The organism is Variovorax sp. WS11, from assembly GCF_010499245.1.
In the GTDB taxonomy this organism is placed as follows: domain Bacteria; phylum Pseudomonadota; class Gammaproteobacteria; order Burkholderiales; family Burkholderiaceae_C; genus Variovorax.
On sequence record NZ_JAAGOW010000001.1, the window covers coordinates 332,810 to 347,555 of the forward strand.

The 14,746-nt window shown below is 69.1% G+C and carries 13 protein-coding genes; 5 read left to right on the plus strand and 8 right to left on the minus strand.

Going from position 1 to position 14,746, the window contains the following annotated elements; all coding sequences use genetic code 11:
* A complete protein-coding gene (locus GXN78_RS01850) occupies positions 1-933 on the plus strand; it encodes a carbohydrate kinase (protein ID WP_106553998.1) in 933 nt (310 codons plus the stop codon).
* A gap of 22 nt (positions 934-955) precedes the next feature.
* Here the strand turns inward: GXN78_RS01850 and GXN78_RS01855 are convergent, their stop codons facing one another.
* The 5 genes from GXN78_RS01855 to GXN78_RS01875 form a co-directional block, all read right to left on the minus strand.
* Positions 956-1,300, minus strand: coding sequence for a hypothetical protein (locus tag GXN78_RS01855; RefSeq protein ID WP_146162942.1), 345 nt, complete (start codon positions 1,298-1,300; stop codon positions 956-958).
* 141 nt (positions 1,301-1,441) lie between these two features.
* Positions 1,442-2,899, minus strand: coding sequence for a DegQ family serine endoprotease (locus tag GXN78_RS01860; protein ID WP_106553996.1), 1,458 nt, complete (start codon positions 2,897-2,899; stop codon positions 1,442-1,444).
* Positions 2,900-2,970: 71 nt separating this feature from the next.
* Complete coding sequence (locus GXN78_RS01865; protein WP_106553995.1) at positions 2,971-4,284, minus strand: ATP-binding protein; 1,314 nt, start codon at positions 4,282-4,284, stop codon at positions 2,971-2,973.
* Positions 4,281-4,940 (minus strand): response regulator transcription factor, encoded by a 660-nt coding sequence (locus tag GXN78_RS01870; RefSeq protein WP_106554144.1) that lies wholly within the window; start codon positions 4,938-4,940, stop codon positions 4,281-4,283. Before GXN78_RS01870 ends, GXN78_RS01865 begins: the two co-directional genes overlap by 4 nt.
* Positions 4,941-4,990: 50 nt before the next feature.
* A complete protein-coding gene (locus GXN78_RS01875) occupies positions 4,991-5,761 on the minus strand; it encodes an IclR family transcriptional regulator C-terminal domain-containing protein (RefSeq protein ID WP_106553994.1) in 771 nt (256 codons plus the stop codon).
* Between the two features lie 131 nt (positions 5,762-5,892).
* On the opposite strand from GXN78_RS01875, the gene pobA reads away from it, so the two are divergent.
* Positions 5,893-7,074 carry a 4-hydroxybenzoate 3-monooxygenase gene (pobA, locus tag GXN78_RS01880; RefSeq protein WP_106553993.1) on the plus strand — a complete coding sequence of 394 codons (1,182 nt, stop codon included), beginning with the start codon at positions 5,893-5,895 and terminating at the stop codon, positions 7,072-7,074.
* 3 nt (positions 7,075-7,077) lie between these two features.
* Here the strand turns inward: pobA and GXN78_RS01885 are convergent, their stop codons facing one another.
* Positions 7,078-9,414, minus strand: a complete 2,337-nt coding sequence (locus GXN78_RS01885; protein WP_239142573.1) for a xanthine dehydrogenase family protein molybdopterin-binding subunit — start codon at positions 9,412-9,414, stop codon at positions 7,078-7,080.
* A gap of 122 nt (positions 9,415-9,536) precedes the next feature.
* Here GXN78_RS01885 and aat point away from each other — a divergent pair, with 122 nt between their 5' ends.
* From aat to GXN78_RS01900, 3 genes are read left to right on the plus strand one after another with little or no spacing between them, the layout of a single operon-like run.
* The gene (gene aat / locus GXN78_RS01890) at positions 9,537-10,289 is read left to right on the plus strand and encodes a leucyl/phenylalanyl-tRNA--protein transferase (protein WP_106553992.1); all 753 of its coding nucleotides are present in this window, start codon (positions 9,537-9,539) and stop codon (positions 10,287-10,289) included.
* The gene (locus tag GXN78_RS01895; RefSeq protein WP_106553991.1) at positions 10,286-11,035 is read left to right on the plus strand and encodes an arginyltransferase; all 750 of its coding nucleotides are present in this window, start codon (positions 10,286-10,288) and stop codon (positions 11,033-11,035) included. Before aat ends, GXN78_RS01895 begins: the two co-directional genes overlap by 4 nt.
* A 34-nt stretch (positions 11,036-11,069) precedes the next feature.
* On the plus strand, positions 11,070-11,867 hold the full coding sequence (locus GXN78_RS01900) for an IclR family transcriptional regulator (RefSeq protein WP_106553990.1): 798 nt from the start codon (positions 11,070-11,072) through the stop codon (positions 11,865-11,867).
* Positions 11,868-11,913: 46 nt separating this feature from the next.
* Here GXN78_RS01900 and GXN78_RS01905 read toward each other — a convergent pair whose 3' ends face one another.
* Positions 11,914-13,080 (minus strand): serine hydrolase, encoded by a 1,167-nt coding sequence (locus GXN78_RS01905; RefSeq protein ID WP_106553989.1) that lies wholly within the window; start codon positions 13,078-13,080, stop codon positions 11,914-11,916.
* 114 nt (positions 13,081-13,194) lie between these two features.
* Positions 13,195-14,733: a 2-isopropylmalate synthase gene (locus tag GXN78_RS01910; RefSeq protein ID WP_106553988.1), complete on the minus strand. Its 1,539-nt coding sequence runs from the start codon at positions 14,731-14,733 to the stop codon at positions 13,195-13,197.
* Between the last annotated feature and the right edge of the window lie 13 nt (positions 14,734-14,746).

Genomic DNA, 14,746 nt, shown 5'->3' on the forward strand with positions numbered 1-14,746 from the left:
ATGTTCGTGGTCTGCGGCGAAGCCCTGATGGATGTCTACGTGCTGGGGACGACGCCCACCGGCCTGCACCTGGACGCGCGCATCGGCGGCTCGCCCTTCAATGTGGCGGTGGGCCTGGCGCGGCTGGGGCGCCGCTCGGCGCTGCTCACCGGCCTGTCGCGCGACGCGGCGGGCGAGCGGCTGACGCAGGCGCTGGCCACGGAAGGCGTGGACACGCGCCTGGTGCTGCGCAGCGATGCGCCGAGCACCCTGAGCGTGGTGAGCGTCGACGCGGCCGGCGTGCCGCACTACGCCTTCTACGGCCACGGCGCGGCGGACCGGGAGATCGACGAAGCCAGCCTGCCCGCGCTGCCGCCGGAGGTCCGCGTGCTGCAGTTCGGTTCCTACGCGCTGGTGGTGGAGCCGGTCGGCAGCGCGCTGCGTGCCCTGGCCGCGCGCGAGCGCGGCCGCTGCCTGGTGGCCTACGACCCGAACGTGCGGCTCAACGTCGAGCCCGACCTCGCGCGCTGGCGCACCACGGTCGAGGCCATGGCGGCGCTCTCGCACATCGTGAAGGTGAGCGACGAGGACCTGGGCTTGCTGTACCCGGAAACGGCGCCTGCCGAGGTGGCGCGGCGCTGGCTGTCGCTGGGCGCGCGCCTGGTCGTGCTCACGCGCGGCGCCCGCGGCAGCGAGGCGTGGGCGCCGGGTGCGCACGCCGCCGAGGCTGCAGTCACGGTCGAGGTGGTGGACGCGGTGGGTGCGGGCGACACCTTCCAGGCCGCGCTCCTGACCTGGCTGGACGAACAGCAGGCACTGAATCTTGCGGGACTCGAGGCGCTCGATGCGCGGCGGCTCTCGGCCCTGCTGCGCTTCGCCGCCCGGGCCGCCGCGATCACCTGCTCGCGTCGCGGCGCCGACATGCCGCGTCGCGACGAACTGCCGGCCGGCTGACAGCGCTTGCGGCGCAGGCCGCCTACAGGATCGAGTGATCGGTGGTGAACAGGCAGGAGTCCTCGTCCGACCCCGGCTCCTGCGTGTCGCGCACGGCAGCGTGTCGCGTGACCGGCGGCGCCTCCCCATCGCCGATGCCCACCGGCGTCGGGGGCTTGCCGAAGGGGGCCAGGCCCTGAATCACGCGCAGTGCCGATGCGCCCTGGATCAGCGCTTCGGAGTAGTCGGGCAGGCCCCGGGTCGAGGAATCCACCGGGCGATAAACCAGGCAATCGTCGGAATCCGCCTGCACTGCTTCCATCAATACCCAATGGAATTCATTGGGTTCGAGTTCGAGAACCGTCAGGGCAAGATCACGTAGCGACATGGGGAAACCTCTTATTCAATGTCGCGAATTGTTACAGCCGGTGCAATATCGGCCAAGGCACTTTTGCACGATGCCTCCTCAAGCTGGGGTAGGCCGGTGGAGATAGCGTGAAGGGCGCCGCAGTGGCACGGCGCCCGCCTTTCAGCCCAGGCGAACCGGCACGAAGATCCGGTCGCCGTCGCGCTGGATCAGCAGCGCGACCGACTTGTCGGCCTTCGCCGCCACCTCGCGTACCTGCTCCACGCTCCTGGCGGGCGTGCCGTTGATGGCCAGCAGCACGTCGCCGGCCTGCACGCCGGCCTGGGCCGCCGGGCCGCCTGCATCCTCGATCAGCAGGCCGGCTTCCACATGGGCGTCGCGCCGCTCCTGCGGCTGCAAGGGCCGCAGCGCGAGGCCGAGCTTGCCGTGGCCGGCGCCGGCGTCGTTCCTGGCCACGGTGGCGATCTTCTCGCCGGCATCGCCGAGCCGGGCGCTGATCTCGTGGCGCTCGCCCTGGCGCCACACGTCCAGCGTGATGCGGCTGCCGGGCTTCCTCTGGCCGATCAGGGCCGGCAGGTCGCCCGAAGCGACGATGGGCTCGCCGTCGACCTTGCGGATCACGTCGCCCGAGCGCAAGCCGGCCTGCTCGGCCGGGCCGCCCTTCTCCACGTTCGACACCAGTGCGCCTTCGGGCTTGTCGAGCTTGAAGGAGTCGGCGAAGGCCTGGTTGACCTCCTGCACCGCCACGCCCAGCCGTGCATGGCTGGCCTTGCCGGTGGCGACGATCTGGTCCTTCACCTGGACGGCGACGTCGATCGGAATCGCGAAGGACACGCCCTGGTAGCCGCCGCTGCGGCTGTAGATCTGCGAGTTGATGCCCACCACCTCGCCGCGCGTATTCAGGAGCGGCCCGCCCGAGTTGCCGGGGTTCACCGCCACGTCGGTCTGGATGAAGGGCACGTAGCTGTCGTCGGGCAGCGAGCGGCCCTTGGCGCTCACGACGCCGGCCGTCACCGTGTTCTCGAAGCCGAAGGGCGAGCCGATGGCGAGCACCCATTCGCCGACCTTGAGATCCTTGGTGTTGCCCAGCGTCAACGTCGGCAGGTTCCTGGCGTCGATCTTGAGCACGGCGATGTCGGTCTTGGCGTCCGAGCCCAGCACCTTGGCGCGGAACTCGCGGCGGTCGGTGAGCTTGACCGTGACTTCGTTGGCATCCTTCACCACGTGGGCGTTGGTCATGATGATGCCGTCGGGGCTCACGATGAAACCCGAGCCCTGGCCGCGCACGGGCACGTCGCGCTGCGGGCCGCGCTGGCCGAACTGGCCTCCGAAGCGGCGGAAGAACTCGAACATCGGGTCGTCCGGATCGATGCCGGCCATGCCCTCCATCGCGGTCTTGGTGGTGCCGGTGACGCTGATGTTGACCACGGCCGGCCCGTCGCGCGAGGTGATGGTCGAGAAGTCGGGCATGGTGACCAGCGGCGCCGCCGCGGCGGGCGCCGCGGCCGGCGTGCCCACGGCAATGGCACTGGTGTAGGCGCCCGCGCCGACGGCGCCGATCACCCCGGCGGCCACCAGAGCAGCAGCGAGGGCACGGGGCGAGTTCAGACGGACATTCATGGAAGTTCCTTTCGAGGTGTCAACGGGAAACACGATGAAAGGGAATGTCCGTCACATCGCTTAGGCCCGCCTTAAACGATCGAGGGAAAACGCAGCCTCACTCGCAGGCCCCCGAGGCCCTCCGAATGCCCGATGTCCAGCGTCGCGCCATGCTGGTCGGCGATGGACTTGACGATCGCCAGCCCCAGGCCGCTGCCCGGCGCCTGCGACTCGCCCGAGCGGTAGAAGCGGTCGAGCACACGCTCGCGCTCCTCGGCCGGCAGGCCCGGGCCGCTGTCTTCCACGGCCAGTTCGGCGCCGTCCGCCTGCTGCGCGATGCGGATGTCGACGCGCCCGCCCTCGGGCGTGTACTTGACGGCGTTGTCGAGCAGGTTGCGCAGCAGCGTACGCAGGGCCTCCGGCCGACCCCGGACCCGGGCCGCGTCGGCGCTGGCGATGCCGATGTCGATGCGCCGCGCCTGGGCGGCCGCGATGGCGTCGGAGAGCGCGAGCCGCGCGACCTCCTGCAGTTCCACCGCTTCCGGCGGCATGTCGGCGCTGGCGCTGGCCTCCTGCCGCGCGAGCGCCAGCATCTGCTCGACCAGCCGCGTCGCGCGGTCGATGCCCGCGGCCAGGCGGTTGACGGCCAGCTCGCGCGTGGCCTCGTCGGGCGCGCGTTTCAGGCTCTGGACCTGCAGCTTGAGCGCGGCCAGCGGCGATCGCAGCTCGTGCGCGGCGTCGGCCACGAAGTGCTTCTGCGCCTCGAAGGCGTGGCGCACGCGCTCGAACAGCAGGTTGAGCTCGTGCACCAGCGGGCGCACTTCCTCGGGCAGGCCGCTCTCGCTCACCGGCGACAGGTCGTCGGCCTGCCGCGCCGCGACCTGGCCGCGCACCCGCGCCACCGGGGCCAGCGAGCGGCTCACCACCCACCACACCACCAGCATCAAGAGCGGCGCCGCGAGCGCGATCGGCCCGACGGTGCGCAGTGCCAGCGTGCCGGCCATGTGGCGGCGCGCCGCCATGTCCTGCGCCACCTGGATCACCAGCGTGCGGCTCTGCAGCGAGAACACGCGATAGGTGGTACCGCGCGCCCGGACGTTGGAAAAGCCCAGCACTGCGCGCTGCGGCAACGCGGCCTGCGCGGCCGATTCGAAGATGCGCTGCCCGTCGATCGTCCAGACCTGCACGACGAACTCGAAGTTCTCGTCGCCGTCGCTGAGCCCGCTGACGGCCGCGCTGGGCGGCAGGCCGGCGCGCAGCGAGAGCGCCATCTGCTGCATGTGGTAATCGAAGATCTCGTCGGCTTCGTTCAGCACCGTGCGGTAGGCGACGAAGGCCTGGGAGCCGGCGGCGAGCACGATGGCCGCGAGCAGGAACCACAGAAGACGCGCGCGTAAAGACTTCATTCCCTTGGCACCATGTACCCCACCCCCCGCACGTTGCGGATCAGGTCCGCGCCGAGCTTCTTGCGCAGCCCGTGCACATAGACCTCGACCGCGTTGCTGCTGATTTCGTCCTTCCAGCCGTAGAGCTTTTCCTCGAGCTGCGCGCGCGACAGCACCATGCCGGGCCGCGCGATCAGCGGCTCGAGCACCGCCCATTCGCGCGCCGACAGCACCACCGGCTGGCCGTTGACCGTGACCTCGCGGGTCGTCGGGTGGATGCTCACGCCCATGTGCTCGTAGACCGGCTCGGCCCGGCCCGAGGCGCGGCGCAGCAAGGCGCGGATGCGCGCCAGCAGCTCGTCGAGGTCGTAGGGCTTGAGCACGTAGTCGTCGGCGCCGGCATCCAGGCCCTCGATGCGCTGCTGCACCGAGTCGCGCGCGGTGGCGATCAGCACCGGCATGCGCTGCTTGCGCGCACGCAGGGCGCGCAGCACCTCGAGGCCGTCGCGGCGCGGCACGCCGAGGTCGAGCAGCACCAGGTCGTATTGCTGGGTGCGCAGCGCGGTGTCGGCGGCCTCGCCGTCCTTGACCCAGTCGACCGCGTAGTTCTCGGCCCGCAGCAGGTCCAGCACGGCCTCGCCGATCATCACGTCGTCTTCGAGCAGCAGCAGTCGCATGGTGGAATCATCCGGCAAAGGATCGTTCGAGATCGTAGCTCGGACGAAGTTCAGAGCAGCGAGCGCAGCTCGCGCGCCGCCTCGAACAGCAGCGGCAGCATGTCGCGGCGCAGCGCCTCCTCCGGGTGACGGCCGCCGGACAGCACCACGTTGAGCGCCGCCACCGTGTGGCCCTGCATGTCGCGCAGCGGCACTGCCAGTGCCTGCACGCCCAGCTCGTGCTCCTCGCTGGCGAAGCAGAAGTCGTCCTTGCGGACCTGGGCGATGCGCTGGCGCAGCACGCGCGCCTGCGTGATGGTGTGCGGCGTGATGCGCGGCAGCACGCGGCCCTTGAGCCATTGCGCGAGCTGCGCCGCGCTCATCGACGCCAGCATGACGCAGCCGGTCGAGGTCGCGTGCGCGGGCAGGCGCGCGCCGAGGTGCAGGCCGTAGGCGAGCACGCGGGTCGGCGTGACGTAGGCGCCGCTGCGCGCGATGATCACCACCTCCTCGCCGTCGAGCACCACGGCCGAGAAGGATTCGCCGGTCTGCGCCGCGAGCCGGTTCAGCGTGGGCTGCAGCGCGCGCGGCAGCCGCGAGGAAGCCAGGTAGCTGCCGGAGAAGCGCAGCACTTTCGGCGACATCCAGAAGTAGCTGCCGTCGGTCTCGAGGTAGCCCAGATGGGCGAGCGTGAGCAGGTGGCGCCGGGCGGCGGCACGCGTCAGGCCGGCACGCTCGGCCGCCAGCGTGGCATTGAGGCGCTGGCGCTCGGTGTCGAAGCTCTCGAGCACGGCCATGCCCTTGGCGATGCCCTCGATGAAGTCCGGCTTGGCGATGGTCATGACGGCGGCGGGATTTCAGGTGTTGCGCGATCATCGCGCAGGCGACCTCATCATCGCACAGAGGATCGTCCGGGGTGATGCCATGACGGCCGCTTCGCCCTACGCTTGGCCCAACATTCCAGGAGACATCCATGCGCACCCAGGTCGCCATCATCGGCGCAGGCCCCGCCGGCCTGCTGCTCGGCCAGCTGCTCTTCAAGGCCGGCATCGACAACATCATCATCGAGCGCCAGACCGGCGCCTACGTGCTGGGCCGCATCCGCGCCGGCGTGCTGGAGCAGGTCACGATGGACCTGCTGGCGCGGGCGGGCGTCGATGCCCGCGCCAAGGCCGAGGGGCTGCCGCACGAGGGCATCGAGCTGCTGTTCAAGGGCGCGCGCCACCGCATCGACCTGCATGGGCTGACCGGCGGCAAGCAGGTCACGGTCTACGGCCAGACCGAGGTCACGCACGACTTGATGAACGCACGCGAGGCCGAGGGGCTGACGACGATCTACGGCGCCTCGCCGGTCAGCCTGCACGGCTTCGACGGCGAGCGCCCGACGGTGCGCTACGAGAAGGACGGCGCCACCCACGAGATCGAATGCGACTTCATCGCCGGCTGCGACGGCTACCACGGCGTGAGCCGCGCCAGCGTGCCGGCCGGCGCCATCCACACCTACGAGAAGGTCTACCCCTTCGGCTGGCTGGGCGTGCTGGCCGACGTGCCGCCGCTGTCGCACGAACTGATCTACGCCAACACGCCGCGCGGCTTCGCGCTGTGCAGCATGCGCAGCGCCACGCGCAGCCGCTACTACGTGCAGGTGCCGGTGGAGGAGCGCGTGGAGAACTGGAGCGACGAGGCCTTCTGGAACGAGCTGCGCCTGCGCCTGGACCCCGAGGCCCGCGAGCACCTGGTGACCGGCCCGTCGCTGGAAAAGAGCATCGCGCCGCTGCGCAGCTTCGTCGCCGAGCCGATGCGCTTCGGGCGTCTGCTCCTGGCCGGCGATGCGGCCCATATCGTGCCGCCCACGGGTGCCAAGGGCCTGAACCTGGCCACCGCCGATGTCGGCTACCTGTCGCGCGCCCTGGAGGTCTTCTACCGCGAGCACAGCGCGTCGGCGCTCGACCGCTACTCCGAGCTGTGCCTGCGCCGGATCTGGAAGGCCGAGCGCTTCTCGTGGTGGTTCACCTCGCTGATGCACCGATTCCCGGACACCGGCGAGTTCGGGCAGAAGATCCAGGAGGCCGAGCTCGACTACCTGGTGCACTCGCGCGCCGCATCGACCTCGCTGGCCGAGAACTACGTCGGGCTGCCGCTCGAGGACTTCTGAGCCTCAGGGGCCGGGCTGCATGAGCTGCCAGATGCGTGCGGGCGTCAGCGGCATGTCCAGGCGCGGCGTGAGGCCGGCCATGCCGTTGCGCGCGAAGGCATCGGCCACCGCGTTGACCACGGCCGGCGTGGCGCCGATGGTGCCGAGCTCGCCCACGCCCTTCACGCCCAGGGGGTTGTTCAGGCAGGGCGTGTTCTGGTCCATCTCGGTCTTGAACATCGCGGCCATGATGTCGGCGCGCGGCGCGGCGTAGTCCATCAGGCTGCCGGTCAGCGGCTGGCCGGTTTCGGCGTCGTAGACCACGCGCTCGCACAGCGCCTGGCCGATGCCCTGCACGGCGCCGCCCTCGAGCTGGCCGCGCACGATCATCGGGTTGATCACCCGGCCGACGTCGTTGACCGACGCATAGGCCGCGACGCCGATCTCGCCCGTCGCCGGATCGATCTCCACCTCGCAGATGTGGCAGCCGTTGGGCCAGGTCGGGCCGGCGACGGTGCTGGTGGAGTCGACGAAGATCTGCCCCTCGGGCTGGCGGCCGGCGAGCGCGAACAGGTCCAGCGACAGGTCGGTGCCGGCCACCTTGAAGGCGCCGGCCTCGTAGCGGACGTCCTCCGGTGCCACCTCGAGCTCCTGCGCTGCCAGCGCGCGGGCCTTGTCGATGGTGCGCTCGGCGCCCACCCGCACGGCCGAGCCGCCGGTGAAGATGGAGCGCGAGCCGGCGCTGCCGAAGCCATCGCCGCGGTCGGTGTCGCCCAGCACGATGCGCACTTTCTCGATCGGGACGCCGAAGGCATCGACCACCAGCTGCGCCAGGGTGGTCGCGATGCCCTGCCCCATGGCGTTGACGGCCGAGAACACCTCGATGACGCCGTCGGCCTGCACCGCCACCGTCACGCGCTCCTCGAACACGTTGCCGCCGGTCCACTCCAGGAAGGTGGCGATGCCCAGCCCACGCAGCCGTCCCTGGCGCTTCGATTCGGCGGCCCGCGCGTCGAAGCCCTGCCAGTCGGCCAGGGCCAGGGCCTGGTCCATGACCGACTCGAAGCGGCCGGTGTCGTAGGTCTGCTGCATCGGGTTGGTGTAGGGCATCTGGGCCGGCTGGATGAAGTTGCGCCGGCGCAACTCGATGCGGTCGATGCCGGTCTGACGCGCAGCCTCGTCCATCAGCCGCTCGATGGTGTAGATCGCCTCGGGGCGGCCGGCGCCGCGGTAGGCGCCGGTCGGCGCGGTGTTGGTGAGCACTGCCAGGAAATCGAAGTCGATGGTCTGGATGTCGTAGACGCTGGTCTGCACCCAGGGGCCGATGAGCAGCTGGATCACGACACCGGTGGCAGTGGCGTAGGCGCCCACGTTGGCCAGGGTGCGGATGCGCAGCGCGAGGACCTTGCCCTTGGCATCGAGCGCGAGCTCGGCCCGCGCCTCGATGTCGCGGCCGTGGGAAGTGGAGAGGAATTCCTCGCTGCGGTCGGCTACCCATTTCACCGGGCGTTGCAGCGTGTGCGCCGCGAAGGCCACCACGATGTCTTCCGGGTAGGCGCCGGTCTTCATGCCGAAGCCGCCGCCGACGTCGCCCACCACCACCCGCACCTGCTCGGTCGACAGGCCGGTGGCCTCGCAGACCGAGTTGCGCACGCCCGAGGGCATCTGGGTGCTCATCCGGATCGTGAGGCGCCCGGAGGCCGGGTCGACATCGGCCAGCACCGAGCGCGGCTCGATCGTAAGTGCGACCACGCGCTGGTTGACGACGTCCAGCGCGACCACGTGGTCGGCGCGGGCGAAGGCGTCGCTGGCCGCCTCGGCGCTGCCGTGGCGCATCTCGGCGGCGATGTTGTCGGTGGCTTCGCCCCATACCAGCGGCGCGCCATCCGCGGCGGCGGCCTGCGTGTCCACCACCATCGGAAGTTCCTCGTAGTCGATCATTACCGCCTCGCCCGCGTCGCGCGCCTGGGCTGCCGTTTCGGCAATCACGGCGGCCACCGGCTCGCCGACGAAGCGCACCGTGTCGATCGCCAGCACATGCCGCGGCGGGGAGGCGCAATCGGATCCGTCGGCGCGCTTGAAGGCCACGGCCCCCGGCATGGGCTTGACGCCGGCCTGCTGCAGATCGGCGCCGGTCAGCACGCGCAGGACGCCGGGCATCGCCGCCGCGGCAGCGGCATCGATCGCTGCCACGCGCGCATGCGGATAAGGGGAACGCACGAAGTACAGATGGGTCTGACGCGCTAGCGCGACGTCGTCGGTGTAGCGCCCGGCACCGGCCAGGAGGCTCTCGTCCTCGAGCCGCCGCACGGCCTGGCCGCTGCCGAAGCGCGTGGGATTCGTTGTTTCTGCTGTCACCATGGTTCTCTTTCCATTTGTGTTGGCCGCAACTCAGCTTCTCAGGGAGGGACACTATATGGGCATCCCGCGCATTCGGCTTCCGATGACATCGCGCCCCACCGAAGCCGTGTATACCTCCGACCATGCAACTGCCCTGGCTCGCACCCGGTGACCCGCTGCCCGACGCTGCATCGGCGTGGGGCGAATCCGACCCCGTTCCCGGCTTGCTGGCCGCGGGCGGCGGTCTCGACGTTCCGAGCCTGCTGCAGGCCTACTCGCACGGCATCTTCCCCTGGTTCAGCGAAGGCCAGCCGATCCTGTGGTGGAGCCCGGATCCGCGCATGGTGCTGGAGGTGGCGCGCTTCAAGCTGCACCGCTCGTTGCGCAAGACGCTGGAGCGCTTCCTCGCCAGCCCGGGCTTCGAGATCCGCATCGACCACGGCTTCGAGACGGTGATCCAGGCCTGCTCCCAGGCCCCGCGCGTCGGCCAGACCGGCACCTGGATCCTGCCCGAGATGGTGCGCGCCTATGCGGCCTTGCACCGGGCCGGACACGCCCACAGTGTCGAGACCTGGATCGACGGCGAACTCGCCGGCGGCCTTTACTGCGTGGGGATCGGGCGCGCCGTGTTCGGCGAATCGATGTTCGCGCGCCGGCCCGATGCCTCCAAGATCGCGCTGGCCGCGCTGGTCAGCTTCTGCCGCCGGCACGGCATCGCGATGATCGACTGCCAGCAGAACACCAGCCACCTGGCGAGCCTGGGCGCCTCTGAAATGCCGCGCGCGCGCTTTCTCTCACACGTGGCAAGGGCACGTCATCTGGCGGGGCCGCAGTGGCGTTTCGAGCCCGTATACTGGTCCGAACTCCTGCCTGCGCGAACCTCTCTTTCGACGTGACGCACCTCAAGGATCTTCCGCTCCACACGCTGCAGTTCTACGCGACGGCGCCCTATCCGTGCAGCTACCTGCCGGACCGGCAGGCCCGCTCGCAGGTCGCGACGCCCAGCCACCTGATCCACAACGACGCCTACTCGGACCTGGTGCTCAGCGGCTTCCGCCGCAGCGGCATGTTCACCTACCGGCCCCATTGCGACGGCTGCAGCGCCTGCGTACCGCTGCGCGTGCTGGCCGACGCGTTCAAGCCCAACCGCAGCCAGCGCCGCGCCCTGGCGCGCCACGCCGACCTGCAGGCGCGCGTGCTCAAGCTCTGCTTCGTGCCCGAGCACTACCAGCTCTACCTGCGCTACCAGAACGGCCGCCATGCCGGCGGCGGCATGGACCACGACAGCATCGACCAGTACACCCAGTTCCTGCTGCAGAGCCGGGTCAATTCCAGGCTGGTGGAGTTCCGCGAGACCCGCCCGGACGGCAGCGCCGGCGCGCTGAAGATGGTGTCCATCCTCGACGTGCTGAACGACGGACTGTCGGCCGTCTACACCTTCTACGAGCCCGAGCCGGGCGCCGGCTACGGCAACTACAGCGTGCTGTGGCAGATCGAGCAGGCGCGCAAGCTGGGCCTGGCGCACGTCTACCTGGGCTACTGGATCAAGGGCAGCGCCAAGATGAACTACAAGGCGCGCTTCACGCCACATGAAGTACTGATCGGGGGCCGCTGGCAAGCGCCGGCCGATTTCACCAAGTAAAATCGCAACCGGTTCCCTCCAAACCGCGTTGCCCATGAGAAAACCCCAATCAGATATTCCGGCTACGCCTGTCATCCAGGTGATCGAGCGCATGTTCTCGCTGATCGACGTGCTGGCCTCCCGCGAGGAAGCCATCTCGCTGAAGGAGATCAGCGAAAAGACGGGCCTGCACCCCTCCACTGCCCACCGCATCCTGAACGACCTGGCGGTCGGCCGCTTCGTCGACCGGCCGGAAGCCGGCAGCTACCGGCTGGGCATGCGCCTGCTGGAGCTGGGCAACCTGGTGAAGGGCCGGCTGAACGTGCGCGACGCCGCGATGGTGCCGATGCGCGAGCTGCACAAGCTCACGCAGCAGCCGGTCAATCTCAGCATGCGCCAGGGGGATGAGATCGTCTACATCGAGCGCGCCTACAGCGAACGCTCCGGCATGCAGGTGGTGCGCGCCATCGGCGGGCGCGCCCCGCTGCACCTGACCTCCACCGGCAAGCTGTTCCTGGCGGTGGACGAGCCCCAGCGCGTGCGCAGCTACGCCACCCGCACCGGCCTCGCTGGCCACACGCGCAACAGCATCACGCAGCTGCCGGCGCTGGAGCGGGAGTTGTCCAAGGCGCGGCAGTACGGCATCGCCCGAGACAACGAGGAGCTGGAGCTCGGCGTGCGCTGCATGGCCGCCGGCATCTACGACGATCAGGGGAAGCTGGTCGCGGGCTTGTCGATCTCGGCCCCGGCCGACCGGCTCGACGACGGCTGGCTGCCGAAGCTGCAGGCCACCGCCAACGAGATCTCCAGCGCGCTCGGTTACAACGCCGCCGGTGCACCGCCGGCCGCCTGAGGCGCCGCCGGGCCGGCGCTACGGCCGGCTGTAGACATCGGGGAGATCAGCTCGCGACGTGGGCCGCGGCGAGGGAGGGCTGCCGCGTCGCCGCGGCCGGGTTGATCATGTGGTGGTTGGCTTCGACCCAGCGCCGCACGCGCTCGGCATCGGCGATGCGGCCGAGCTTGCCGGCGGAATCGAGGAACACCATGATCAGCTTGCGGCCGGCGATCCGGGCCTGCATCACCAGGCACTGGCCGGCTTCGGAGATGTAGCCGGTCTTCTGGAGGCCGATGTCCCAGTCGGGGCTCTTCACGAGACGGTTGGTGGTGTTGTACTGCAGCACGCGGTTGCCCACTTCGACCTGGTACTCGGGCGAGGTCGAGAGTTGGCGCACGGTGGCGTCGGCATAGGCGGCGTTGACGAGCAGGGCCAGGTCCTGCGCGCTCGACTGGTTGCGGCTCGAGAGGCCAGTGGGTTCGACGTAGCGCGTGTCCTTCATGCCGAGCATCTTGGCCTTGGCATTCATGACGCTCACGAAGGTCGCCAAGCCGCCAGGATAGGTGCGGCCGAGGGCATGCGCGGCGCGGTTCTCGCTGGACATCAGCGCCAGGTGCAGCAACTCGCCGCGCGGCAGCGTGCTGCCGACGGTCAGGCGCGAGCGGCTGCCTTTTTCGGTATCGACGTCGTCCTGCGTGATGGTGATCAGCTCGTCGGTAGGCAGGTGGGCTTCGCTGATGAGCAGCCCGGTCATGAGCTTGGTGAGCGAGGCGATCGGCAGCACGACGTTGTCGTTCTTGCTGAAGAGCACCTCGCGCGTGTCCTGGTCGATCACCAGGGCCACGCTGGACTTCAGGTCCAGTGCATCTTCCGTGCCGTGCAGGCCGGCGAGCTGGCCGAAGGACTGACGCGCCGCGATCTCGGGCACGCGCACCACAGAACGCCGCTGCACCGCCACCACTGTCTTGCCGCCCCGCTTGCGGATCGAAGCCACCACGTTGCGCCCGCCGCTCACCACCTTGTCCGCCTGCTCGCCCTTGACGCTGCGCTTGGAGGCCGTGCCGCGCTTCTTGCTCTCGCTGGCGACCTCGGTCTTCTTGCCGGCCGGCGCCTTCTTGGCGGCCTGGGCTGCGGGCAACAAAAACGCCGTGGCGCAAAGCGCAACGGCGACGAGGCGAAGAGCGGGAAGGAACCGCTGGCTGGACACTCGGCAGGAAGGGGCATCGGGCATCAAAAAACTCCAGCGGCGATTAGCAGGACCGCAGTGTATCGAAATCAAAAAAGACACGCAATATCAGTTACTTGCATCCTTTTCTTCATTCGAAACAAAGGACCCCCCAAACAACTAACCTTGTGCTGCCACTCTCTCAGCTTGACTCTGTAACTTGTTGAGCGCACTCAAATAAGCCTTGGCCGAAGCCACCACGATGTCCGGATCGGCACCGACGCCATTGACGACCCGGCCCGCGTTCTGCAAACGGACCGTGACCTCGCCCTGGCTCTCCGTCGACCCGCTGATGGCATTCACCGAATAGAGCACCATCTCCGCCCCGCTCTTCACCCGGGCCTCGATGGCCTTCAGCGAAGCATCGACCGGGCCATTGCCATCCGACTCGCTCGTAACTTCCTTGCCATGCACCGTGAAAACGATGCGCGCCTGGGGGCGCTCGCCGGTTTCGCTGTGCTGTGACAAGGATACAAAACCAAACTGCTCCGCAACGTGCGAATGCTCCTCGTCGCTTACAAGTGCAAGGATGTCTTCGTCAAATATTTCACTCTTTCTGTCGGCAAGCTCTTTGAAGCGGGCGAAGGCGGCGTTGATGTCGACCTCGCTTTCCATCGCCACGCCCAGTTCCTGCAGGCGCTGCTTGAAGGCGTTGCGGCCGCTGAGCTTGCCCAGCACGATCTTGTTGGCGCTCCAGCCCACGTCTTCGGCGCGCATGATTTCGTAGGTGTCGCGCGCCTTCAGCACGCCGTCCTGGTGAATGCCCGAGGCATGGGCGAAGGCATTGGCGCCCACCACCGCCTTGTTGGGCTGCACCACGAAGCCGGTGGTCTGGCTGACCATGCGGCTCGCCGCCACGATGTGACGGGTGTCGATGCCGAGTTCCAGCCCGTAGTAATCCTTTCGTGTCTTCACCGCCATGACGATCTCTTCGAGCGAGCAGTTGCCGGCGCGCTCGCCCAGGCCGTTGATGGTGCATTCCACCTGCCGCGCCCCACCGATCTTCACGCCGGCCAGCGAGTTGGCGACCGCCATGCCCAGGTCGTTGTGGCAATGCACGGACCAGACGGCCTTGTCGCTGTTCGGGATGCGCTCGCGCAGCGTCCTGATGAAGTTGCCGTAGAGCTCCGGGACCGCATAGCCGACGGTGTCGGGCACGTTGATGGTGGTCGCCCCCTCGTTGATCACGGCCTCGAGCACCCGGCACAGGAAGTCGACGTCGCTGCGGTAGCCGTCCTCCGGGCTGAACTCGACGTCGCCGACCAGGTTGCGCGCAAAGCGCACGGCAAGCTTGGCCTGCTCGAACACCTCGTCGGGCGTCATGCGCAGCTTCTTCTCCATGTGCAGCGCCGAGGTTGCGATGAAGGTGTGGATGCGGCTGCTGGCCGCGCCCTTCAAGGCCTCGGCGGCGCGGGAGATGTCGCGGTCGTTGGCCCGCGAGAGGCCGCAGATCGTGGACTCCCTGATCGCCCCGGCGATCGCCGCGACGGCGTCGAAATCACCGTTCGAACTGGCCGGAAAGCCGGCCTCGATGACGTCGACCCGCAGACGCTCCAACTGGCGCGCGATGCGCAGCTTCTCGTCCTTGGTCATCGAGGCGCCCGGCGACTGTTCGCCGTCGCGCAGGGTGGTGTCGAAGATGATGAGTTTGTCGGCCATCGCGGGTCTCCTT